This is a genomic window from Reyranella sp. CPCC 100927 (assembly GCF_007859315.1).
Taxonomy (GTDB): Bacteria; Pseudomonadota; Alphaproteobacteria; order Reyranellales; family Reyranellaceae; genus Vineibacter.
Map to the genome: position 1 here is coordinate 88,186 of NZ_VOHA01000016.1, position 21,519 is coordinate 109,704.

General features: G+C 65.4%; 23 protein-coding genes. 6 read left to right on the top strand and 17 right to left on the bottom strand.

Annotation, left to right across the window (positions count from 1 at the left end; translation table 11 throughout):
- Window positions 1-44: 44 nt before the first annotated feature.
- The 11 genes from FQU96_RS30450 to FQU96_RS30500 all read right to left on the bottom strand — a co-directional run bounded on the left by FQU96_RS30450 (window position 45) and on the right by FQU96_RS30500 (window position 11,501).
- On the bottom strand, window positions 45-935 hold the full coding sequence (locus FQU96_RS30450) for a transporter substrate-binding domain-containing protein (protein ID WP_178130798.1): 891 nt from the start codon (window positions 933-935) through the stop codon (window positions 45-47).
- A 31-nt stretch (window positions 936-966) separates the two neighbouring features.
- Window positions 967-1,716: a methyltransferase domain-containing protein gene (locus FQU96_RS30455; RefSeq protein WP_146545146.1), complete on the bottom strand. Its 750-nt coding sequence runs from the start codon at window positions 1,714-1,716 to the stop codon at window positions 967-969.
- A 17-nt stretch (window positions 1,717-1,733) separates the two neighbouring features.
- Window positions 1,734-2,405 (bottom strand): LUD domain-containing protein, encoded by a 672-nt coding sequence (locus tag FQU96_RS30460; RefSeq protein ID WP_146545147.1) that lies wholly within the window; start codon window positions 2,403-2,405, stop codon window positions 1,734-1,736.
- Window positions 2,402-3,829 (bottom strand): LutB/LldF family L-lactate oxidation iron-sulfur protein, encoded by a 1,428-nt coding sequence (locus tag FQU96_RS30465; RefSeq protein WP_146545148.1) that lies wholly within the window; start codon window positions 3,827-3,829, stop codon window positions 2,402-2,404. The genes FQU96_RS30460 and FQU96_RS30465 overlap by 4 nt, the downstream gene beginning before the upstream one ends.
- Window positions 3,830-3,848: 19 nt before the next feature.
- On the bottom strand, window positions 3,849-4,661 hold the full coding sequence (locus FQU96_RS30470; RefSeq protein ID WP_146545149.1) for a (Fe-S)-binding protein: 813 nt from the start codon (window positions 4,659-4,661) through the stop codon (window positions 3,849-3,851).
- 161 nt (window positions 4,662-4,822) lie between these two features.
- Entirely contained in the window at window positions 4,823-5,956 is a 1,134-nt protein-coding gene (locus FQU96_RS30475; protein WP_146545150.1) for a murein transglycosylase A, read from the bottom strand.
- 148 nt (window positions 5,957-6,104) lie between these two features.
- Window positions 6,105-6,812, bottom strand: coding sequence for a Tim44/TimA family putative adaptor protein (locus FQU96_RS30480; protein ID WP_146545151.1), 708 nt, complete (start codon window positions 6,810-6,812; stop codon window positions 6,105-6,107).
- 161 nt (window positions 6,813-6,973) lie between these two features.
- Window positions 6,974-8,434, bottom strand: coding sequence for an adenylate/guanylate cyclase domain-containing protein (locus tag FQU96_RS30485; RefSeq protein WP_218574941.1), 1,461 nt, complete (start codon window positions 8,432-8,434; stop codon window positions 6,974-6,976).
- Window positions 8,435-8,471: 37 nt separating this feature from the next.
- Window positions 8,472-9,344, bottom strand: a complete 873-nt coding sequence (locus FQU96_RS30490; protein ID WP_146545152.1) for a class I SAM-dependent methyltransferase — start codon at window positions 9,342-9,344, stop codon at window positions 8,472-8,474.
- A 145-nt stretch (window positions 9,345-9,489) separates the two neighbouring features.
- The gene (locus tag FQU96_RS30495) at window positions 9,490-10,341 is read right to left on the bottom strand and encodes an MBL fold metallo-hydrolase (RefSeq protein ID WP_146545153.1); all 852 of its coding nucleotides are present in this window, start codon (window positions 10,339-10,341) and stop codon (window positions 9,490-9,492) included.
- A gap of 143 nt (window positions 10,342-10,484) precedes the next feature.
- Window positions 10,485-11,501, bottom strand: a complete 1,017-nt coding sequence (locus tag FQU96_RS30500) for an NADP-dependent oxidoreductase (RefSeq protein ID WP_218574942.1) — start codon at window positions 11,499-11,501, stop codon at window positions 10,485-10,487.
- 190 nt (window positions 11,502-11,691) lie between these two features.
- On the opposite strand from FQU96_RS30500, the gene hspQ reads away from it, so the two are divergent.
- Both hspQ and FQU96_RS30510 read left to right on the top strand, forming a co-directional pair.
- Window positions 11,692-12,015 (top strand): heat shock protein HspQ, encoded by a 324-nt coding sequence (gene hspQ / locus FQU96_RS30505; protein WP_146545224.1) that lies wholly within the window; start codon window positions 11,692-11,694, stop codon window positions 12,013-12,015.
- A 125-nt stretch (window positions 12,016-12,140) separates the two neighbouring features.
- Window positions 12,141-12,809, top strand: coding sequence for a hypothetical protein (locus FQU96_RS30510; RefSeq protein ID WP_146545155.1), 669 nt, complete (start codon window positions 12,141-12,143; stop codon window positions 12,807-12,809).
- 111 nt (window positions 12,810-12,920) lie between these two features.
- On the opposite strand, the gene FQU96_RS30515 is transcribed toward FQU96_RS30510, so the two are convergent.
- Entirely contained in the window at window positions 12,921-13,823 is a 903-nt protein-coding gene (locus tag FQU96_RS30515; RefSeq protein ID WP_146545156.1) for a LysR family transcriptional regulator, read from the bottom strand.
- A gap of 107 nt (window positions 13,824-13,930) precedes the next feature.
- Here FQU96_RS30515 and FQU96_RS30520 point away from each other — a divergent pair, with 107 nt between their 5' ends.
- Both FQU96_RS30520 and FQU96_RS30525 read left to right on the top strand, forming a co-directional pair.
- Entirely contained in the window at window positions 13,931-14,575 is a 645-nt protein-coding gene (locus FQU96_RS30520) for a glutathione S-transferase family protein (RefSeq protein WP_146545157.1), read from the top strand.
- 4 nt (window positions 14,576-14,579) lie between these two features.
- Window positions 14,580-15,521, top strand: a complete 942-nt coding sequence (locus FQU96_RS30525) for a pyridoxamine 5'-phosphate oxidase family protein (protein WP_146545158.1) — start codon at window positions 14,580-14,582, stop codon at window positions 15,519-15,521.
- 42 nt (window positions 15,522-15,563) lie between these two features.
- Here FQU96_RS30525 and FQU96_RS30530 read toward each other — a convergent pair whose 3' ends face one another.
- Entirely contained in the window at window positions 15,564-16,631 is a 1,068-nt protein-coding gene (locus FQU96_RS30530; RefSeq protein ID WP_146545159.1) for a ferritin-like domain-containing protein, read from the bottom strand.
- Between the two features lie 210 nt (window positions 16,632-16,841).
- Between FQU96_RS30530 and FQU96_RS30535 the strand changes: the two genes are divergently transcribed.
- Both FQU96_RS30535 and FQU96_RS30540 read left to right on the top strand, forming a co-directional pair.
- A complete protein-coding gene (locus FQU96_RS30535; RefSeq protein WP_178130799.1) occupies window positions 16,842-17,864 on the top strand; it encodes a ferredoxin--NADP reductase in 1,023 nt (340 codons plus the stop codon).
- Between the two features lie 41 nt (window positions 17,865-17,905).
- Window positions 17,906-18,625, top strand: coding sequence for a GntR family transcriptional regulator (locus tag FQU96_RS30540; RefSeq protein ID WP_146545161.1), 720 nt, complete (start codon window positions 17,906-17,908; stop codon window positions 18,623-18,625).
- 99 nt (window positions 18,626-18,724) lie between these two features.
- Here FQU96_RS30540 and FQU96_RS30545 read toward each other — a convergent pair whose 3' ends face one another.
- From FQU96_RS30545 to FQU96_RS42855, 4 genes are all read right to left on the bottom strand, one after another.
- The gene (locus tag FQU96_RS30545; RefSeq protein WP_218574943.1) at window positions 18,725-19,222 is read right to left on the bottom strand and encodes a cupin domain-containing protein; all 498 of its coding nucleotides are present in this window, start codon (window positions 19,220-19,222) and stop codon (window positions 18,725-18,727) included.
- Window positions 19,223-19,317: 95 nt separating this feature from the next.
- Window positions 19,318-19,623 carry a hypothetical protein gene (locus FQU96_RS30550; protein ID WP_146545162.1) on the bottom strand — a complete coding sequence of 102 codons (306 nt, stop codon included), beginning with the start codon at window positions 19,621-19,623 and terminating at the stop codon, window positions 19,318-19,320.
- A 143-nt stretch (window positions 19,624-19,766) separates the two neighbouring features.
- Window positions 19,767-20,147: a hypothetical protein gene (locus tag FQU96_RS30555; RefSeq protein ID WP_146545163.1), complete on the bottom strand. Its 381-nt coding sequence runs from the start codon at window positions 20,145-20,147 to the stop codon at window positions 19,767-19,769.
- 197 nt (window positions 20,148-20,344) lie between these two features.
- On the bottom strand, window positions 20,345-20,686 hold the full coding sequence (locus FQU96_RS42855; protein WP_255468633.1) for a hypothetical protein: 342 nt from the start codon (window positions 20,684-20,686) through the stop codon (window positions 20,345-20,347).
- Between the last annotated feature and the right edge of the window lie 833 nt (window positions 20,687-21,519).

The window sequence follows — 21,519 nt, forward strand, 5'->3', positions numbered from 1 at the left end:
CACGCGACTGTGGTCCGAGCGCATTGCGCCTGGGAGCGCGGGTTTTAGTAGATCGCGAACGGAAAATAGCGGTCGGCGATCTTCTTGTGGGTGCCGTCGGCCAGCAACTCGGCCAGTGCCTTGTTGAAGGTCTCGCGCAATTTCGGGTCGTCCTTGCGGAAGCCGGCGGCGACGCCCTCACCCAACGTGCGCGTGTCCTTGATGTCCTGGCCGAAGAAGGCGCAACACGCGCCCTCGGGCGAGCCCAGCCACTTCCACAACGAGACCTTGTCGCCCAGTACGGCGTCAACCTTGCCGGCCACCAGTTCGCGTCGTGCCTCCTCCGCGGTCGGGAACTGGCGCAATTTGATGGTCTTGCGGAACGTGCGATCCAGATAGTCGGCGAAGGTGGTGGCCCGCTGGGTACCCACTGTCTTGCCGCGCATCAGGACCGGCGCGCCATCGGGCACGGCCGCTTCCTTGGCCGTCACGAAGGCCGCCGGCGGCGTATAGTAGCGGCGGCTGAAGGCAACATGCTTGCGCCGCTCCGATGTGATCTGAAGCGATGCCATGGCGATGTCGTAGCGCTTGTCGAGCAGACCGGGGATGATCTCGTCCCACTTCGCAACCACGATCTTGCATTCGATCTTGGCGCGCTGGCAGATCGCCTGGGCGAGTTCGACCTCGAAGCCCGCCGGCTTGCCCTGCGCATCGACCATGTTGAACGGCGGGAAATTGCCTTCGGTGACCACGGTGGTCGCCTTGGGCGCGGCGGGCGCCGCCGGCGGCTTCGGCGCCGGCTTACCGCCTTTGGGGGCCGGGGCCGCGCGGGGCCGTGACGGCTGGTTCGGCGCCTGCGCCGCCGCCAGCACCGGTGTCAATGCCACCGCCGCCACGATCAGGCAGACGGTCAGTTTGGGCGCACGCACGAGACGCAGCAGGAAGCCAACGAACATACTGGTTGGATCGACGATCCGATGGCCGAGGTCAAGAGGCGGATTGCCGGGGCTTGCGCGCCACGACATTGACCAGCATCGCCGGCATGTAGGCTCGCGACAGCGGCAGGCGCTGGCCAGGCTGGCGCTCCAGCAGGTCCTTGTTTTCGGCATGGTCGAGCGTCAGTTGGAACAGGCCCTGTTCGACGGCGCCCATCGCGGGTGACAGCTCCAGCGCGTCTCCTCGCGTCACGCGATAGGCAACGTCGAGACCGGCGCCCGTGCCTGTGTAGAAAAGGCCGACCACGTCCAGTGCCTCGAACAGCAGCGCGATGCCGGCGAAGGACATGCGCCAGTAGTCGTCGGGCCGCGCGTGATGCGCATGAACCCATGGCACGGCCACCAGCACGTGACCGCCGGGCGCCAGGAGTGTCTGTATCGTCGCCGCCGCCTGCCATGGCGCCCGCACATGCTCCAACACGTGCTCGCACACGATCAAGTCAAAGCGCGTCCGGCCCAGCGCCTTGTCCAAGGCCGCCGCATCGGCACAGATGTCGAACACCAGATCGACGTTGTCGCCGGCTTCGATATCCAACCCGACGAAGCGGGCCCGCTTGCCGTACTTGGTGTCGACCAGATGACGCCAATTACGTTCCGCCTTATTGACCGGCGCGATGCGGGCGCCGACCTGCAGCACCGAGAGCGGACCCGTCCGGCGGTTGCCGGCGACGGTGTCGAGCAGTTCATCGACCTCTCGCGCGGCGCTGGTACCCACCACTTTGATCTGCGCCGGCTGATCCATCTCGCCGCGCCCCGCGCTCAGTCGCGCACGATCAGGATATGCAGGCGTCGCGGGCCATGCGCGCCCAGTTCGAGCTGCTGTTCCACGTCGCCGGTGCGCGACGGTCCGGTCACGGTATTGACGGTGCGCGGCATCACGCCCTCACCGTAGCGTGCCCGCAGGCGCGTGAATACCTCTTCCAGCGGCCCCACCACATCGGCTTCGCGCAGGACGACGACGTGGGTTTCCGGCAGCAGGTTGAGTGACGTGGGATGTTCGGGTCCGGATGCAAATACCAAGGTGCCGGTTTCGGCGACACCTGCCAGCGCGCCGGTGACGGTGACGCGATCGGCGTCTTCGGGCAAACCGCGACGCCGCTCCAGCATTGGCCGGCTGTTCCAGTCATAGTGATCGAGCGCCGGATCGGGCGCCATGACGACACGGGCCGGCAAATTGTTCGACGCCAGGTAGTCGCTCACCGCGCCGGGCACGTCGGCCGCCACGACGCGCGCTGTCGTTGCATGATTGAAGGCAGCCCACTGCTCGAGCAACCGCACGCGATCCTCGTGCGTACCCGCGGTGCGGGCCGGCACGATGTTGACGGGATGCTCGCGCAGGTGGGCCTCGACGGCCGCCCGCGCCTCGCCCGACAACGCGCCGCGCTTCAACGACCGGCGGATGGCGCCCAGCACCTGGTCGCGGGCGCTCATCGCCGGGCGCCGCCCCGCGCGCGCCACTGCGCGTGAAACGTGCCACCGCGTTGCGGCGCCGGAAAATCGCGATAGCGCGTCCAGCCTCCGGCCAGCGGCAGCCAGCCGTAGCGGCCGGCGACGCGGCCGAACAACGCCAGCACGCGGTTGGCAATCCCCGTCACACGGCGATAGAGCGCCGGCCGACACGCCAGGAAGGCCCACATCGCCAGGCCCTGGCGGATCGACGCCGGCGTCAGGTGACGCTCGAACTCGCGCTCGCGCCAATGCCGCATCAGCTTGGGCAAGGGAATGCGCACGGGGCAGACGCTTTCGCAGCGCCCGCAGAAGGTCGAGGCGTTGGGCAGGTTGCCGGCTTCCTCGACGCCGATCAGCTGCGGCGTCAGCACGGCGCCGATCGGCCCGGGATAGACCCAGCCATAAGCATGGCCACCGACGGCGCCGTAGACCGGGCAGTGGTTCATGCAGGCGCCGCAGCGGATGCAGCGCAACATGTCCTGCATCTGCGTGCCCAGCACGCCGCTGCGACCATTGTCGAGCAGCACGACATGGTATTGCGCCGGACCGTCGGGATCGCCGGGCCGCCGCGGGCCGGTGTTGAACGTGGTATAGCTCGACCATTCCTGGCCGGTCGCCGACCGCGCCAGCACGCGCAACAGCGTGGCGGCATCCTCCAGGGTCGGGATCACTTTCTCGATGCTGGCGAGCACGATATGAACGCGCGGCAGCGTGTTGGAGAGATCGGCGTTGCCTTCGTTGGTGACCAGCATCGAGCTGCCGGTCTCGGCGACCAGGAAATTGGCACCCGTGATTCCGACGTCGGCTTCCTGGAAGCGCCGGCGCAGCACCTGGCGCGCTTCGGCGACCAGATCACCCCGCTCGCTCAGGCGCTTGTCGAAGCCGAGCTTGCGGTGATGCTCCAGGAACGTGTCGGCGACCTGGTCCTTGGTCAGATGCACTGCCGGCGCAATGATGTGGCTGGGCGGTTCGCGGCGCAGCTGGATGATGTATTCGCCGAGATCGGTCTCGACAGGTTCGATGCCGGCGGCTTCCAGATGGTTGTTGAGCGCGATTTCCTCGGCGATCATCGACTTCGACTTGGCTACCGTACGCGCGCCCGCCTCGCGGCAGATGTCGAGGATGATGTGGCGCGCGTCCTCGGCCGTCGGCGCCCAGTGCACATGGCCGCCGAGCGCCAGGACCTTGGCTTCGAACGTCTCGAGATAGAAGTCGAGATGGGCGAGCGCATGGTTCTTGATGTCACGGGCGCGATCGCGCAGCGCCTCGAACTCGGGCAATCGTTCGACCGCCTGGCGTCGACGCTCGGAGAAGCCGACCTTGAGCAGGGCCAGCGATTGCTGAAGGTTGTCGTCGACCAGCGCGTGCTCGACATTGTCCTTGAAGGCATGGGCGGTGGACTGCATGGCTGTGCTCGCTGTCGTCCTATGCCGCTTCAGGTTCGCCGATGCCGGCGATGTCACCCATGCCGGCCAGCACCTCGGCGGTGTGGCGAACCTGGACCGGCTTGCCGTCGCGCTGCAGCTTGCCCGCCATGTTCATCAGACAACCGAGGTCGCCTGCCAGCAGCGTACCCGCTCCCGTCGCGCCGATATCGGCGATCTTGTCGTTCAGCATCGCGTTGGAAATGTCGGGATACTTGACGCAGAACGTGCCGCCGAAGCCGCAACAGACTTCCGGATTGGCCATCTCGACCAGCTTGAGCCCGGCAACGGACGCCAGCAGCGTGCGCGGCTGCGCCTTCACGCCCAGCTCGCGCAGGCCCGAGCACGAGTCGTGGTAGGTGACATTGGCGTCATAGCGTGCGGCCACGCGCTGCACCCCCAGCACGTCGACCAGGAACGCCATCAACTCATGCGTCTTGCCGGCCAGCGTTTCGGCACGGCGGCGCATCGCCGGATCATCGTCGAACAGGGCCGGATAGTGATGCGCGATCATGCCGCCGCACGAGCCCGAGGGTACGACGACGTGGTCGAAGTCGTCGAAGGCGGCGATCACTTGCGCTGCCACGGCGCGCGCATCGCGCCTGTCCCCGCTGTTGTAGGCCGGCTGCCCGCAGCAGGTTTGCACGTCGGGCACTGCCACCCGACAACCGGCGTCTTCCAGCAGTTTCACGGCAGCGAAACCGACCGACGGCCGGAACATGTCGACCAGGCAGGTGACGAACAGGCCGACCGTCAATCCGCGGCCTGGCGGCCGGTCGGACGGTGCTGCAGCGGATGTCGGCGGACGGGTCATGAAAGGGTCATACGGGATGCAGGCGCACCGGACAATGCCGCGGGCATGTCGCGCGTCCGCATGTTCGCTTGGCCAGCATCATGCCGGCAAAGCGCGGCCTGAAGAGGCGGTCTGAAACGCCTTTGTGCTCCGGCTAGAGCTTCCGGACGAAATACGGCGCCTCAGCTTCTTTTCGGCACCAGGATCCACCAGCGGCCGGTGCTGTTCATGCGGCCCGCGGTGTCGGCGGCAGCCGAGCCGGCGCCGAAGAAGACATCGCCACGCACAGGCCCCTTGATGGCCGCGCCCGTATCCTGCGCGACCATCAGCCGGCGGAAGGGCAGGGTTTCACCAGGCTTGTTCGGCGCCGGGCGGCTGGTATCGATGTAGACCGGCAGCCCGTACGGCACGAAGGCAGGATCGACGGCCATCGACCGCCCCGATGTCAGCGCCACACCCTGCGCGCCCACGGCGCCGGCACCGCCGGTATCCTTGAAGAAGACGTAGCGTTCGTTCCGGCGCATCGTCTCACGCGCCTTCGTCGGGTTCTTCTGCAGCCAGGTGCGGATGCCGGGCCACGTGGCCTCGTCCGCTTTCAGCGAACCGTCATCGATCAGCACCTTGGCCAGCGCGGTGTAGGGCCGGCTGTTGGTGCCGTCGAAACCCAGTCGCATCACGCCACCCTCGGCGAGCGCAATACGGCCCGAGCCCTGAACATGCATTTCGAACAAGCCGATCGTGTCCTCGACATAGGCGATTTCCAGCCCCTTGCCACGCAAGGCGCCGTTTTCGATCTCAGCGCGCGTCAGGTACGCCCTGTCGTTCTGCAGATCAGGTGGTCGCCGATAGACAGGGATCGTGAAGCGCCGGCTGGGCACGCGGCTGCCCTTGATCTCGGGCTCGTAGTAGCCGGTGAACCGCCCGTCGCTGCCCACGGCCAGCACATCGAAATAGCGTTCGAAGAACACACGGGCAGCACGATTGTCGCGGCCAACCGCTTCGGCGGCCGTGCACACTTTGCGCCATTGCTCCGCCGTCGTGTGCAGTTCGCCGGCGCCGGTCTGGATGCGAGTGCCGTCACCGTTTGCCAGACGCGGGCAGGAGCGGCGCAGGGCAGCGATGGTTTCAACCTGGGTATCCTGCTGCCAGCTCGGCAGATCATCGAACTTGGCGACCATCAGTGCCTGGCGGCGCGGCGACTCGCTGGCGCCACCGCCGGCGCAGCCGGCCAAAGCCAGCGCGGCAACGATGAGAACCTGCGCAGCGTACCCCCACCGGCGGGCCCCTGCTCCCTCGACCGTCTTTTTCTTGTTCATCGACCTGATCCTAATGCAAACAGCACGGCACACAACCCGCCCCACACGGGCCGAATGGGAAACTGGGATCGTGGCGATGTCGGGGCGGACCGCCCCTGATGGCGACGCTTGGCGCGACCTCTCGGACGAGGGCCGCAATCACCAATGACTACTCGGACGCCGTACGCACCAATAGCCAGTTGGGGTCGTTGGAGCGCGTATCGCGCGCGAACGTCCACAAATCGGTCACCCGTTCGACGGTGTTCGGATTGCCGTCGACCGGCAGACCATCGACGTTGCGGGTCACGTTGACCTGCTCACTGACAAACCGCACCGTGACCAGGGCCCGCGACCCTTCCATCTCGGCGTTGACGATCTCCGTCGACAGGAAGCCGACCAGGTTGGTTTCAAGCGTCTGCTGCTTGGCCTGACGATCGCGAATCGCCGACTCGAAGCTGCCGAACGTGGCATCGTCCAGCAACGTACGCAGCGTGGCGACGTCGCCCTTGGCGAACGCGCCGACAATCATCTCGAACGCGCCGCGCGCGCCCGTACCAAACCCGATCGGTTCGAAGGTCGCATCGGCGCTGCGAATGAGGCCGATGCCGGCCGTCGCTGCCGCCGACACGGTAACCGGCGCACCGCCGGTGGTCGGCGCCGGGCGATCCGGCTGCCGCGGCATCGTGACGACGTTACCGCCGTCACGACGCGGCTCACTGGTCGGGAAGGGCGGTGGCGCCGATGGCGGCGGCGCAAAGGGATCCTGCTGCTGCGTCGGCGGCCGTTCATTGCCGGTCCGGCGTCCCAGGACAGAGCGCAGCCTCAACACTAGGAAGACTGCCACCAATGCGATCAGGATGATGTCGATATTGCCCACGGGAACCCCCGGAACGAGCCGGCCCCGAGCCGTCCCTCATTACATAAGGCGTAGCCGCACAAAGGGCAAGGACATGGGGTCATCGACCATCGGCAGCCCGTAAATCGGGCAAGATCAAGGCACCCGCTCCGCTCAGGCTTCAAGTGCGGAACGAAACGCGTTCACGGTACAAGCACCACAAGATCGACCGCCCCGGCAACGCCGCTGACGATGCGCGCCGTGCGGCGTTCTCCCTGGCCCGACGGGACATAGCCCTGGTTCAGCGCCCGCGCATAGGTGTCGGCGTCGCACAGGGCGCGCACGTTCTCTTCCTTGGTGTGCTTCTCCAGTTTGGCGGCGAGGTTCACGGCATCGCCGATGACGGTGTATTCCAGCCGATCGCCATCACCCACGGCACCGAAAACGACACGGCCCGACGCCAGCGCCATGCCCACGCGGATGGACGGCTGATTGCGGGCCGCCCGTTCGGCGTTCCATAACGCGATTGCGGCGGCGGCGGCGTCGACCGCGCGCAGGGCATCGGCGGCGTAGGTATCGGTCGGCCGCGCCGCGCCGAACGAACAGAGAATGCCATCACCAAGGAACTTGTCGATACTGCCCCCGCTGGCCTGGATCGCAGGACAGATCCGCCCTTGATAGTCCTGCAGCAGCTTCATCACCGAATCGGGGTCCATCGTCGTCGACAGCTGCGTGAAGCCGCGCAGGTCCGCCATGAGTATGGTGGCATCGCGCAGGTCGCCCTCGCCGGCGGCGATCTGCCTGGCACTGTGCCGGATACGGTCGGCAACCTCCGGGGCCAGGAACCGCGACAGATCCTGGGCCGCGGCACGCTCGGCCGTGGCCCGCACCAGCAGTCGGCGGGCCCGCGCAATGGCAAGCGCCAGGATCAACGTCACCAGCAGCACGGCGACGATCTTGTCGACCTCGGCGCCGATCAGCGTGGCGTTGGTCGTCATGTACTCGACGTAGTCGTGTGTGACGTTGGCCGGACCGCCGCGCCCGCTGAGCACGAACAACAACAGGACCGCCCAGCCGAGCGCGCCCATGGCGCCGGCGAACAACACGTAGCGGGCCTCGAAACGCAGTGCGCGCAGCGCGATGAAGATGAAGACATACGTGAACGTCGGCGCCTTCAGATAGAAGGCGGCGGACTGGGCATATTTCAGGTGGAAGCTCCAGATCACGGCCATCAGCAAGGTCATGTCGATCACGGCCGAGCCATAGAGCATCCAGGGCACCAGCCGCCGGCGCAGTGCCAGGACCAAGCGCATCAATGTGGCCAGGGCGTAGATGCCGAGCACACCGAACACGAAGTCGACGTGGTCCGCGGCTCCGCGCAACGACGCCAGCGCGCCGTGCCCGGCATCGATACCCCAGAGGCCGGCGAGGAAGTCGACCGTCACCGCCAGGGTCACGGATTGCGCTTGGCCCTCGGCCATGGGCGCAGCCCCGTACAAGGTGGCGAAGAAGGCGATCGCCAAGAACTGCGCCACGCTGACGAGGACTTCGCTGCGATCCTGCTGCGCGTGGATCGTGTCGCGCACGCGCGCCGGCAGCGCATCGTCGCGGCCATCATCCATCAGCCATGTGCGCAGCCGGCCGAGCCAGGACTGTGCCGTCATGACGACAGTGTAGCCCGGTCTGCGCGGGCTGACAGCATTACGCCTTGCGCAGCCACAGACTGGTCGGGAAGCCTTCCGGATGCCGCGGCAGCGTCGATGCGATCGACGCCGACAGACGCGGCGCCAGGCGCGTGCGCGCGAAATGGCTGGCGAACATCGGCGTATAGGCACCTGTTGTCAGCAGCGCGACGACAGCGAGCTGCTCGTTGTAGTTCCGCCACGCCCAGGATGGCGGATAGTCGTCCGGTAACAGGATGTCGTGGATATGCACGATGACGCCGGTGGGAAGGTCCGGCAGCACGCGATTGAACAGCAGGTCGACGTCGCTGCCGGGCATCAGGATGTGGCTGGAATCGATGAACAGCACATCGCCTGATGCCAGCGCCGCGAACAGCCCGGGATCAGCGCGATGGACCGTTTCGCGTACGAGTCTGACGTGCGGCAGGTGGGCGATATCGGCGCGCGGCGCCGGATCGACAGCGACGATCTCGCCATCGTGGCCACCGTCGGCCAGCGCGCGCGACAGGAACCGCGTCGAATGCCCCGATCCCACTTCGACGATGCGCCGGGGGCCGTGGTCGCGGATCAGGGCATAGGCGGCGCACGCATCCAGTGTCGGAAACCAGGATTGATCGAAGCGCGGCGGCTTGCCCACGCGCGTTGCCGACGGCGACGGCGGGTCGGCGAGCACTTGCAACGGCGCCGCCCATGCATCGATGCGATCGAGCACGCCGGCGAAATCGCCTTGCCGCGCCGCGAACATCCGCTCGATGGCGACATAGGGCGGCGATTCGCCGGCCGCCGGCAATGTGTCGGCATAGCGGTAGGGGATGAACCAGCCGGCTCGACGCCAGCCCAGGACGGTCGAGAGGCCCAGCCGCAGGCGCCGCCAGGTTTCGCGCGACGTCATGGGGCGGCGATGACCGAGACCGCAGCCCATCCTTCGCGACGCCCGCTGCGCCGCCCCCTCAAGATGAGATTGCGGGTGTCCACATGTGATTGCCCGACCTCACCCTCCCTCCCGCCGCCCTCGCGGAGAGAGGTAAGAGGTGCCGTCATGGCGCGATCACCATGCCCTCGCGCGCAACGATGACGCGCGGCTGGCCGTTTCTGGCCGTACCCGGCCGGGCTGCCTGCGCGTCGCGCTCGATACCGTCCATGCAATCATCGTCATGCGAGGGATCATGGTGAAAGATCACCAGGCTGCCGACGTTGGCAGCGTCGGCGACGCGAATGCCCTCCTGCCACGTCGAATGGCCATAGCCGCGATGGGCCGGATATTCGGCATCCGTGTAGGTGCTGTCGTAGATCATCACATCGGCGTCGCGGCACAGCTCGACCACGACCGGATCCGGCGGACCGCCACGGTGTTCGGTATCGGTGATGTAGCAGATCGCCTTGCCGCCATACTCGATGCGATAGCCGGTGGCGCCGTTGGGATGGTTGAGCGGCGCCGTGCGCAGGCGCACGCCGGCTGCCGGCCGCAAGGTCTCGCCGCTGCGAAAGTCGCGGAACTCGACCTTGGCAAGAAAGATGTCGAGCGTCACCGGATACAGCGGCGCCATCATCATCTGTTTGACCACGTCGACCAGCCGCAGGATCGGCGCCAGATGCCCGGCCCACATCCTTACCTTGTTCTCGCGCGTATAAAGCGGCTTGAAGAACGACAGCCCGCAGATGTGGTCGAAGTGCGTGTGGGTGAAGAAGATGTCGAGGTCGAGCTTGTCGTTCGGACACAGCATATCGCCCAGCGGGCGCACGCCGGTGCCGGCATCAAAGATCAGGCGCCGCGACCCCGCCGTTACTTCCAGGCACGAGGTGTTGCCACCGTACCGAACATATTGCGGTCCGGCGCAGGCGATCGAACCCCGTACGCCCCAGAACCTGACCGCGAAATCACTCGCCACGCGGCTCTCCTTCCGGCACCAGCCTCACGATGCGGCGGTCCCGACACTTCCATAGTAGAATCCTGTCGCGGCCGAAGTCAGGCGGAAAGCTCCACTCGTTCCGCCACGGACCGATCCTCCACCGCCTCAATGATCTGTCGTCCTTAGTCAATTTCTATAAGCAACTTACCCTGATTCTCACCGCGGTACAGCATGGCGATCGCGTCGGGGGCCTGTTCGAAGCCCCGCAACACATGCTCGCGATACTGCAACTGACCGCCGCGCACCCATGCTGCGAGATCACGAACAGCCTCGTCATACCGATCCATCCAATCGAACAGCAAAAAACCTTCAATCCGCGCCCGTTTGACCAGCAGGTGCCGCTCGACCCGGGGACCGACCGGCCAGGGCTCCCAGGCGGCGACCGAGGCCGTGCCGCAGATCACGACCCGCGCCCGCAGCGCCAATCGGCTCACAACGGCATCGCTGATGGCACCGCTGGTGTTGTCGAAATAGAGGTCGACGCCCTGCGGACAAGCCGCATCCAGCGCGACAGAAAAGTCGCCTGCCTTGTAGTCGAGCGCCGCGTCGAATCCGAAGACATCGAGGCACTGGCGCACTTTCGCGGCACCGCCGGCGATGCCGACGACATGACACCCCTTCAGCCGGGCGATCTGGCCAACGACCGAACCGACAGCACCGGCAGCGGTCGACACGACCACGGTATCGCCGGCCTTCGGATGTCCGACGCCGAGCAATCCCCAGTACGCCGTCACACCGTTGACGCCCAGCACACCCAGGGCCGTGGACAGCGGCAGATCGCGATCGGACACGGCACGGGCGGTGGCCGCCTCGACAACGGCGTAGCGCTGCCAGCCGAACATGCCGCTCACCAGATCGCCTGGTGTGAACAGATCGCTCGTCGACGCGATCACCTCGCCCGCCGCGAACGAACGCATGACGTCGCCGACCGGTACTGGTGGCGCATAGTTTGCGACCGCGTTGACCCAACCACGCATCGCAGGATCGACTGATAAATAGCGATTGCGCACCAGGATCTGGCCGTCACCCAGTTCAGGCACCGATGTCGTCTCCAGCGCGAAGTGATCGGCCTGCGGAATCCCCAACGGGCGGGCCGCCAGAACGACACGGCGGTTTTCAAGATTGCGCGATGTCGGCACGGTCCTTGCTCCGTATCGTGTATAAGCATCCAGGTTGAGAGCGAACGTTCGGGGATGCGTTGCATTCACCCCCCTATCGGGAGCAAAATACATGCGCGCACAAGGTCCGGACGCCCCACTGGCGCCCCATCATGATGGATCCTCGGGGCGGACGCGCGCCGCGCGCGCAGCGTATCGCGGGGAAAAAACCATGAAAACCGCCAAGTTCGGGATCGGTCAGGTGGTCAAGCACCGGATCTACCCGTTCCGGGGTGTGATCTTCGATATCGATCCAGTGTTCGCCAACACCGAGGATTGGCTGATGTCGATTCCGGAAGAGGTGCGGCCGCGCCGCGACCAGCCATTCTATCATCTGTTGGCAGAGAACGCGCAAACCACCTACGTTGCCTACGTGTCCGAACAGAATCTGCTGCCCGACCGCAGCGGCAAGCCCGTCGGCCATCCGCAGATCGGCGAACTGTTTGCCGATTTCAACGGCTCGCACTACGAACCCCGCCACATCCGCGCGCATTGACGCAAGGCCCGTGCCTGAGATCGCGTCCGCCGGCTCGATCGGCCGAGGCGATATGCCGATTGCATAGACAAATACGACAAGTTCCCGCACTTATGGACCGTGGCAAGTCCGAGCGGGAGCAAACGATGCAGCGGCTCTTTGTGGCGTTGATTGTGCCGTGCCTTTTGGCATTGGTCGCTACACCGACCTTTGCGCAGATGCCGCCGGAATGGCCCGGTGCCGCGCGCGCCGTGCTGGCCGAACTCGAGAAGGGCTCGACGGTCGCCGAACGCCCCTTCAAGGACGAGGCGCGCCACGGCTGGACACTGGCGCGCAAGTGGCGCCTGCACAACAACCGCAACACCGAAATCGTCATGGCGGAGTATCTGGCCATGGTCACCTTGTGCCGCTGGTCAGGCTGCACCAAGGACACCGTCGCCGGCAAAACGATCCCCGCTCGCGCCGCCGAGGTCAAAGCCGAGAAGAAACGCTTTGCCGACGCCTACGCAATGGTCGATGCATCGTTTGCCTGGCTCAACGAGCTGACCGGTCCCGGCACCGACTCGGCGAAAAAGAACGCAACGCTGTGGGCCAAGGACAAGGATACGGCTGCCGCCGACTTCGCCGTGTCCAACATCTACGCGCTGGGCTGGATACTGGCGCGCGAGCAGCCTGACGCGGCGCGACAGGCTGCCATGATGAGCTACTTCGGCCTGTACGTGAACGAGAAGGCGTGGATCGCCGACCGCTGCCTGGACATCAGCAAGATCGCCACGATCCTCGACGCACCGCCGAAGGTCGAAAGCTGCAGCTGAGATCAGCGGCGCGTCTGTCATCCCGAGCGTAGCGAGGGATCTTTCCGCTTCAACGATCAGCAGACCGCCCGAAAGATTCCTCGCTTCGCTCGGAATGACAACGATCGACAGCTACTGCAACACCGCGTCAGTACGCAGGCGTGCGGCGGCGAAATCGACGAAGGTGCGAATCTTGGCGTTGGCGCGACGGCCTTCGGCGTGCACGAGATGAATCGGGACCGACGGTGGTTCGTACTGATCCAGCACGACACGCAACTGGCCCGCGCGCACGGCGGGCGCCACCATGTAGGAAAGCACGCGCGCCAATCCCCGACCGGCAATCGCGGCCTGGATCGCGATCTCCGCGACGTTGGCCGTCAACTGGGACGGCACATCGATCACGTCGGTGCCGCCGCCCGGCTCGGCAAATGTCCAGCCCTCGGCCGCGCCGGCCTGTGACGACAGAATGGCGCGGTGCGCCTGCAGATCGGTCGGCCGCTGCGGCGTGCCGTTGCGGGCCAGATAGTCCGGCGATGCGACGACGACGCGGCGCACCTCGCCGATGCGCTGGGCGCTCAGGCTCGAATCTTCCAGATGCGCAATGCGCACCGCCACATCGAAGCCCTCCTCGATCAGGTTGACGACGCGATCGAGCAGCACAAGCCGGGCGGAGACCGCGGCGTGTCTATCGAGGAAATCCATCAGGACGGGCGCCACGAACATGCGGCCGAACATGACCGACGCCGTGATGTTCAGCATGCCACGCGGCTCGCCATGCAGGCCGGCGGCCGAGGCTTCGGCGTCTTCGAGTTCACCGAGAATACGTTTGGCGTCCTTCACGAAACGCTCGCCGGCTTCGGTAAGCCGCACCCGCCGCGTGTTGCGCTGAAACAGCCGCACGCCCAGCCGTTCCTCCACCGCGGCAACCGCCCGTGTCACGGCCGGCGCCGACAGACCCAGGTTGCGCGCTGCGCTGGCGAAGCCGGCCGCCTCGGCCACGGCGATAAAAACCCGCAAAGTCTCCAAGCGGTCCATAGACTATTCCATTTTATGAAATAGTGGGTTGCCTTCTGTGGATGTTCATATCGATCTTGGCAATAGCATATGGGAGGTCACGCGCCATACCAACCGGGGTTCCCGTCATGACCGTCTCGCCCGCCGCTCCAGCCCAGCCGATCCGGCTGTATCGTCACCCTCTCTCGGGCCACGCCCATCGGGTCGAGCTTTTCCTGTCCTTGCTCGGCCTGCCCTATGCGCTGGCCGACGTTGACCTCAAGGGTGGCGAGCACAAATCAGCTCCCTTCCTCGCCAAGAACCCCTTCGGCCAGGTGCCGGTGATCGAGGACGGCGACGTCATCGTGGCCGACAGCAACGCCATCCTGGTCTACTTGGCGACCCGCTACGACACGGCGGGCCGTTGGCTGCCGCGCGACGCTGTTGCCGCTGCCGCTGTCCAGCGCTGGTTGTCGGCGGCGGCCGGTCCCCTGGCCTTCGGGCCGGCGGCGGCGCGGCTGGTGACCGTGTTCGGCGCGCCCTTGGACCACGAACGCGCCAAGAGCATTGCGGCGGCGCTGTTCGCCGTCCTGGAATCGCACCTCGCCGCGCGCGCTTTCGTCACCGGCGCCACGCCGACGATCGCCGACCTGGCGCTCTACAGCTACACCGCCCACGCTCCGGAAGGCGGCGTCTCGCTGCAGCCCTATCCGCACATCCGCGACTGGCTGGCGCGCATCGAGGCGCTGCCGGGCTTCGTCGCGATGCGCCAGACACCGGTGGCGGCCGCGTGATCCCATGGACGACAACCGCATCCCCTTTCCCTTCCACCCCGGCGAGTTGCAGATGCAGCAACAAGCCGGGATGGCGGCGCGTTTCGCCAAACCGGGCGCCGTGGGCATCCGGCACGCCATGCCCGATCAGCATCGCGATTTCTTCGCCCTGCTGCCGTTGCTGTTCGTCGGCAGCAGGGACGCCGGCGGCCAGCCCTGGGCTTCGGTGCTAACCGGCGCGCCGGGTTTCGCCGCGTCGCCCGACGCCAGAACGCTGCGCGTCGACGCAAGGCCCGTTCCCGGTGATCCGCTGGCGGAGAACCTGGATGTCGGCAGTGACCTGGGCCTGCTCGGCATTCAACTTGAAACGCGCCGGCGCAATAGACTGAACGGTTCGATCACGGCGCTGGATGCGGCAGGCTTCACCGTGGCCGTCGAGCAGAGTTTCGGCAACTGCGCGCAGTACATTCAGGCGCGTCGGCCCTATCGGGTCGATACGCCATCGCCTGCGCTGCTATCCGAGACGGCTCGTCTATCGGTCGATGCGCGCGCCCTTGTCGCCAAGGCGGATACCTTCTTCATCGCCTCCGCGGCGCCCCAGCAAGGGGTCGACGTTTCCCATCGCGGCGGCAAGCCTGGCTTCGTGCGCGTCGACCATGACGACAACGGCAGCGTGCTGACCGCCCCGGACTTCCGTGGCAACGCCTTCTTCAACACCATGGGCAACATCGCGCTCGATCCGCGTGCGGGCCTGCTGTTCGTCGATTTCGACAGCGGTGATCTGCTGATGCTGGCCGCGCAGGCCGAGGTTATCTGGGACGGTGCCGAGCTTGCGGCCTTCCAGGGCGCCGAACGGCTGCTGCGGCTGCGCATCACGCACGGCCGGTTGCTTCAGCGTGCGTTGCCGCTGCGCTGGTCCGCGCCCGAGTATGCGCCGCAACTGGCGAAGACGGGCGCCTGGACCTGAGAATGCCGGCGACTCAATGGTCGCCGGCATCGCCAGACGGTGCTATTGCGCGGCGATCGCGTCGGTCACGAACCGCTTCTTGTCGAAATCCTCTGCGACCTTGCCGTCGTTGGCGAGGATGGTCGATGCGTCGATCTTGGCGTACTCCATGACGCCCATGTCGGTCAGCGCCTTCTGTACCTTGGGACCGAACAGGCCGATGTCCTTGAGGATCGGCACGATGCGCGTGAAGAGCCGCGTGCGGAAAGCCTGCATGACGCCGGAGTTGAAGGCGTACTCCATCAGCTTGTCGACCGGCAGGCCCGAGCGCATCCACACCTCACTCTGGTTGAAGCGGTCGCGCATGAAGTAGAGCGCCTCGACGCAGAACTCCTCGCGCTGGGCACGCTCATGGTCGCTGAGCTGCGGGTAGTAGTCGCGCAACGCCAGGCGGCCGAAGGTGACGTGACGCGCCTCGTCCTGCATGACGTAGGCGTTGACGGCGGCCGAGAGGTTGTTCTTCGCCTGATCGCGGATGCGCTGGAACGCGGCCAGCGCCAGGCCTTCGATCAGCACCTGCATGCCGAGATAGGTCATGTCCCAGCGGCTGTCGGTCAGCGTCTGCTCGAGCAGGTTCTTCAGCGACTCCGTGATCGGATACGCCATCTTGAATTTTTCGTGGATCAGCCGCTTGTAGACCTCGACGTGGCGCGCCTCGTCCATCACCTGGGTGGCGGCATAGAACTTGGCGTTCATGTCCGGCACGGTGTTCACGATCTTGGCGGTCGCGATCAGCGCGCCCTGCTCGCCATGCATGAACTGGCAGATCGTGTGCGACGCGAGATTCCAGCGCAGCCAGATCTTCTCCTTCTCCGTCATCTTGTCCCAGAACGGAGAGCCGAAGATCGGGATCGACTCGTCGGACATCCCCATCGGGTTGTCCTCCTGCAACTCCTGCGTCCAGTCGAGCCGGTCTGTCGCGTTCCACTGCTGCTGCTTGCCTTTTTCGTAGAGGTTCAGCAGCTCGGCCGAGCCGTCCTCGTACTCCCAGGTGAAATGCATCTGGGTCTTGCCGTCGAATTTCCACTCGGTGATGTCGACGGGCAGCTCATAGATTTTCGTGGACGTCATGCTACGGCCTCCAGGCGGTCACGGCTGTCGCGCGACGCCCCAACAAGGCCGATGAACACCGACCCGGGCCGCCGCTTCCTCTCCAACGAACGGAAAATTTATGACGCTCCGTTCATATTTGTGGGCGGACGCTAGCATGTTCTGCTAGCACTGTCAGCCCGGAATCGCGCATAAGGCGGACCGCGCCGATCTTCGATGACGAGAGCCTTGATGTCGTATCACCAGTTGCGCGTCGCGCGCATCGTGCAGGAAACACCGGACGCCCGGTCCTTTGTGCTGGCCGTGCCGCCCGAACTCGCCGACCGCTTCCGCTATCGCGCCGGCCAGTTCCTGACCTTCAAGGTGCCACATCCCGACGGCACCGTGGCGCGTTGCTATTCGCTTTCCAGTGCGCCGGAGACCGACGGCGAGGCCAAGGTCACGGTCAAGCGGGTGGACGGCGGCCGCGGCTCGAACTGGTTCCATGACGCGCTGAAGGAAGGTGCCACGCTCGACGTGATGGTGCCTGCCGGCCGCTTCGTGCTGAACGGCGGCGAGGCTCCGCTGTTGTTGTTCGCCGGCGGCAGCGGCGTCACACCGGTGATGTCGCTGATCAAGTCGGCGCTGAAGACCACCAACCGGCGCATGCGGCTGTTCTACGCCAACCGCGATGCGCCATCAGTGATCTTCCAGGCCGAGTTCGACGCGCTGGCGCGTGCCCATCCCGACCGCCTGGAGGTGCGCCATCACCTCGACGACCAGCAGGGCCTGACGACGGCCGCCGAGGTCACCCAGACGCTGGCGGGATTCGAGACGGCGGAAGCCTATCTCTGCGGCCCGGGTCCGTTCATGACCCTGGTCGAGGACACGCTGCTGAAGACCGGCATGCCGCGCAACCGCGTGCTGATTGAGCGCTTCGAGGCCTCAGGCAACGAGGCCGTGCCGATGGCGCCGCCTGAGGACGGCGACGTGATCCCTGATGCGATCACCATCCACTTCGAGGGCAAAGTGCATCGCGTGCCCTATCGCAAGGGCCTGTCGATCCTCAACGCGGCGCGCGAGGCGGGCCTGTCGCCCAACTCGGCCTGCGAGGAAGGCTTCTGCGCCTCGTGCGCGGCCAAGAAGATCAAGGGAAAGATTGTGCTGGCCAACAACGACATCTACACCGAGGACGATCTCGCCAGCGGCTGGATCCTGACCTGCCAGGGCCATGCCTTCGGCGAGGAGGTCGAGATCACCTACGACGTGGTGTGAGAGCGGTGTAGTCTCCAGACAGCGCAGCGGTCTGAGAGTCCATGTCGGCACCCAGCGAAAAGCTCGTCAGTCACCTCGCTGACAAGATAAACGCCAAGATCGTGTCGGGAGAGTACCCACCCGGCACGCGACTGCGGCAGGAGGCGCTGGCGGAAGCGTTTTCGGTCAGTCGCACCCCGATCCGCGAAGCGCTGCGTCAGCTGGAAGTGAAAGGCGTCGTCCAGCACACGCCGAACCAGGGCGCGACGGTGCGCGCGCTCAGCGCCCGTGATATCCGCGAGGCGTACCAGGTTCGCGCCGAGCTGGAAGGGCTCGCTGCAGAACTCGCTGTCGAATGGATCACCGATGCGCAGATCGAGCGCATCCGGGCGGCGCAGGCGCGCTTCGCCCAGGCCGTGGAACAGCTGGCCGCGGCGAAGGACAAGAAGGGGCCGGCGCGCAACCCCGCCGCGAGGCTCCCCAACTGGGTCGAAGCCAACGACGCGTTTCACGCCGTCATCCTGGAAGCGAGCCGCAACCGACGCCTGAGCCAGGTGGCGCAGGACATGCACATCGGCTTCACGCGCGGCATCATGATGTCGGCGCTGGCGATGGACGGGCAGCGCATGCGCGAAAACGTGGCGCAGCACGATGCGATCCTGGACGCCATCGAGCGGCGTGACGCGACGGCGGTACGCCGCGCCATGACCCATCACATTCTGCGCTCGGGCGAGATCATGGTCTGGTGGCTGGAAAGTTGCGGCTACCTCGAGCGCGATTGAGTCGCGACTGTCATCCCGAGCGCAGCGAGGGATCTCCCGAGAATAGCGCTCTGCGTCACACGCAGGAGATCCCTCGCTACGCTCGGGATGACAGGTGTGTCACCAGTCATATTTCTCGGCGTCGAGTGGCTTGCGTTCCTTCACGTTGAAGCGGCCGTCGTAGACAGCGGGCTTGCCAGTCGTCGGACCCGGATACTGGACGAACAGCATGAGGCCGCCCGTCTTGGTGTGCAGCGGCGCTTCGACATGCGGATCGGGATGGAACACCATCGTGCCCGGCCCGTACATCTTGCCGCCGATGTCGAACTCGCCTTCGAGGATGTACCAGACCTGCGCGAAGTAGTGGCTGTGCATCGGGTGATGGCCGCCTGGTTCGACGCGGAAGAGACCTGCGTTCGGCTCGGTGGGACGGTCCGGTCGCGGATGGAAGAGCATTTTGCTCCACTGCCCGGGATAGCGAAGCATCTCCCAGTCCATGTCGTCGATGTGCCGGATCTCGTGTGGATGGTGCGCCGCGGTCAGGGGACCTTTCATCGGGTCCTTCTTCGGCAAGCGAGTGACATCGTCGATATCGGTCATCGTGGCGGCGTCAGACATTGGTCTCCTCCTGATTCTTACTGTATCCTATATCGACAATATTGGATACAATATCTCACGATCGGAGGCTGGCGCAAGCAGTCCGTGCCGTGCTTTTACCGTGGGGCGGCAATCGCAATGTCGTCGAGATCAGCTTCTGTCAAAAGCCGAACATTCACAGTCGGCCAACCGAGGATCGATGCCTTCAGCAGTCGGTGAATGCCGTCCAGGATGACGACCTGTCCGGTAGAGCGCGTGCGCGCATGCAACGCGAACCGCAGGTCAGCGGCCATCGTCCGTTCCCATTGAGCCGGATACCGGCTGCGATCCGCTGCCACGGCGGACGGCCGCACCTTGAACGGCTTCCCGCCGTTCGCCCAGAACGGCAGATCGAGATGCCACGCAAGGTCGATGACGGGCACCGTCACCTCGTGAAGACCCGTCAGCGCGTGAAGCGTGGCGCGATCCCAAAGGTAATCGAGTATCACGCCACGAAGCCCGTCCGACAGCTGGTTCAGCAGCGGAAATGGCTGTCGAGCCCTCACGCCATTCGGTCGATGAAGAGTCAACCGCCCTTGACCAGGGCACGCGTCGCGTTGAGCCTCAGCTCGATGAGCTGCGTTTTGAGCTTCGTTTCGCCGGCCCGGCCGTAGTCGATCACGACCACGTCGCTCAGTTCGATCGACTGTTCCAGGTTGCCGCGATCGATGACGTGCAGTTCGACGCGATTGATCGATTCGTGGCTGGTGCGGAATTTGTAGAACGGCGAGGCGTATTTGCCGCCGGCGATGGTGACGATGGCATCGACATCTTTGCCTTCACCGAACTGGATGTTCTCGGCACGATCCCAGGTGAACTTCTCGACCTTGAACCAGCCGACATAGTCGCGCGGCTCGCGCGCATCGCCTTCCAGGCCGTCGACCTTCATGAATGTCGTTTCGGACACGATCCGCCTCCTAGCGCCCAAGGCCCCTTCCCAACGCATCGTACCCGACAGCCGAGCCAGGACAAAAGCGAGTCTCAAGGTCTCCGGCGCAGGTCGGCACGCCGGCACATGCAGGACGGGCATGGCTGGCGCGATCGGCGGCGCGGGTGCTCAGCGCGCAGCCCTTGTCCCGCGGTATCCCGGCGTATCGACGAGGCTCAGCGACCGGCCGATCGCGCGATCGATTTGATGGCGCCCCGAGGGCGACCGGAGAGTTCCGCAACCTTCTGATCCTGGGCTTCGATGATCGTGCGGACGACCGCGTCGTCTTGAGCGCCATCCAGTTCCGAATTGGCGATCTTGCGGTTCGAGGTGCGTGAACCGTCCTCGTAGACGACGTCGAATGCCGTGAATTCGCCGTTGCTTTTCTTGCGAGACATCGATTGCTCCGTTGTCGAACGACCGCCGACGCCGGTCCTCGATATGTTCAGTGGTAACATCGCCCCGACACGCCTTTCCGGGCCGATCACGAGCGTGGCGAAAACGAAAGCGGCCGCCATCGCGTGCGGCCGCGCCGCCTGTTCAGTCTTTGTGCTCAGACCCGCCGTTGGGGTCTATCGGGGCAGGTCGCCCTTCGACGCCTTGCTTCGGCACGGCTTCCGCCGCGGCAGCCGCAGCCTTGCGTTCTTCTGACCGTTCTTGCCGTTGCCTCAGCTTTTCTTCACGCCGGGCTCCTTGAGCGCGGGCGCGCTCGGCGCGCTGGTGACCGTAGTTGGGTTTGAATGGCATCGATAGCCCCTGAGATGATCTTGTTCCAGACCACACAGATTGTTACGCAGATCGTCAATCAAGGCTCGACGCAGACGCCTTTGAGAAGCGGGGTCTCCCCTGCGGCAGCCTCCTTGGCCAACCGAAGCGCCCGAAGACGGGCTGTCTTGGCGGCTTCCGCTTCAAGCAATCTCACCCGTTCCTCGTCCCGCGTCTTTTGCAACGCCTTGAGGAGCTCATCTCTTCGCTGTTGGCTCGACCGCTGTAGTGCCCGGTGTCCACGGGTCGGGCTCTGCATCTCACCTGCCGCCATGGCGGGCCTCCTCCTGCTCGGATCCTTCGGCGCACGCCGCAGCACGCGTATAGAAATGCACCCAATAACAAGGCAGCAGATCGCGCTGAACTGAGCGCCAGCGCGTTTCCAAACGTCCTGCCGTCAAAATCACAATCTGCTATGGCCCGGATGGATTCGGACGCTGTCGCGCAGCCTTGTAGCACCCTTTGCCACCAAGGGCAGGGCAAATCGGCCTCTGGATCGCGCCGGACTTATATTCGTTTGTATTCGACCGACTTCGTCGTCATACCATCGACAATGCATGCATTGCCGTTTCACCCTAGGTCGACG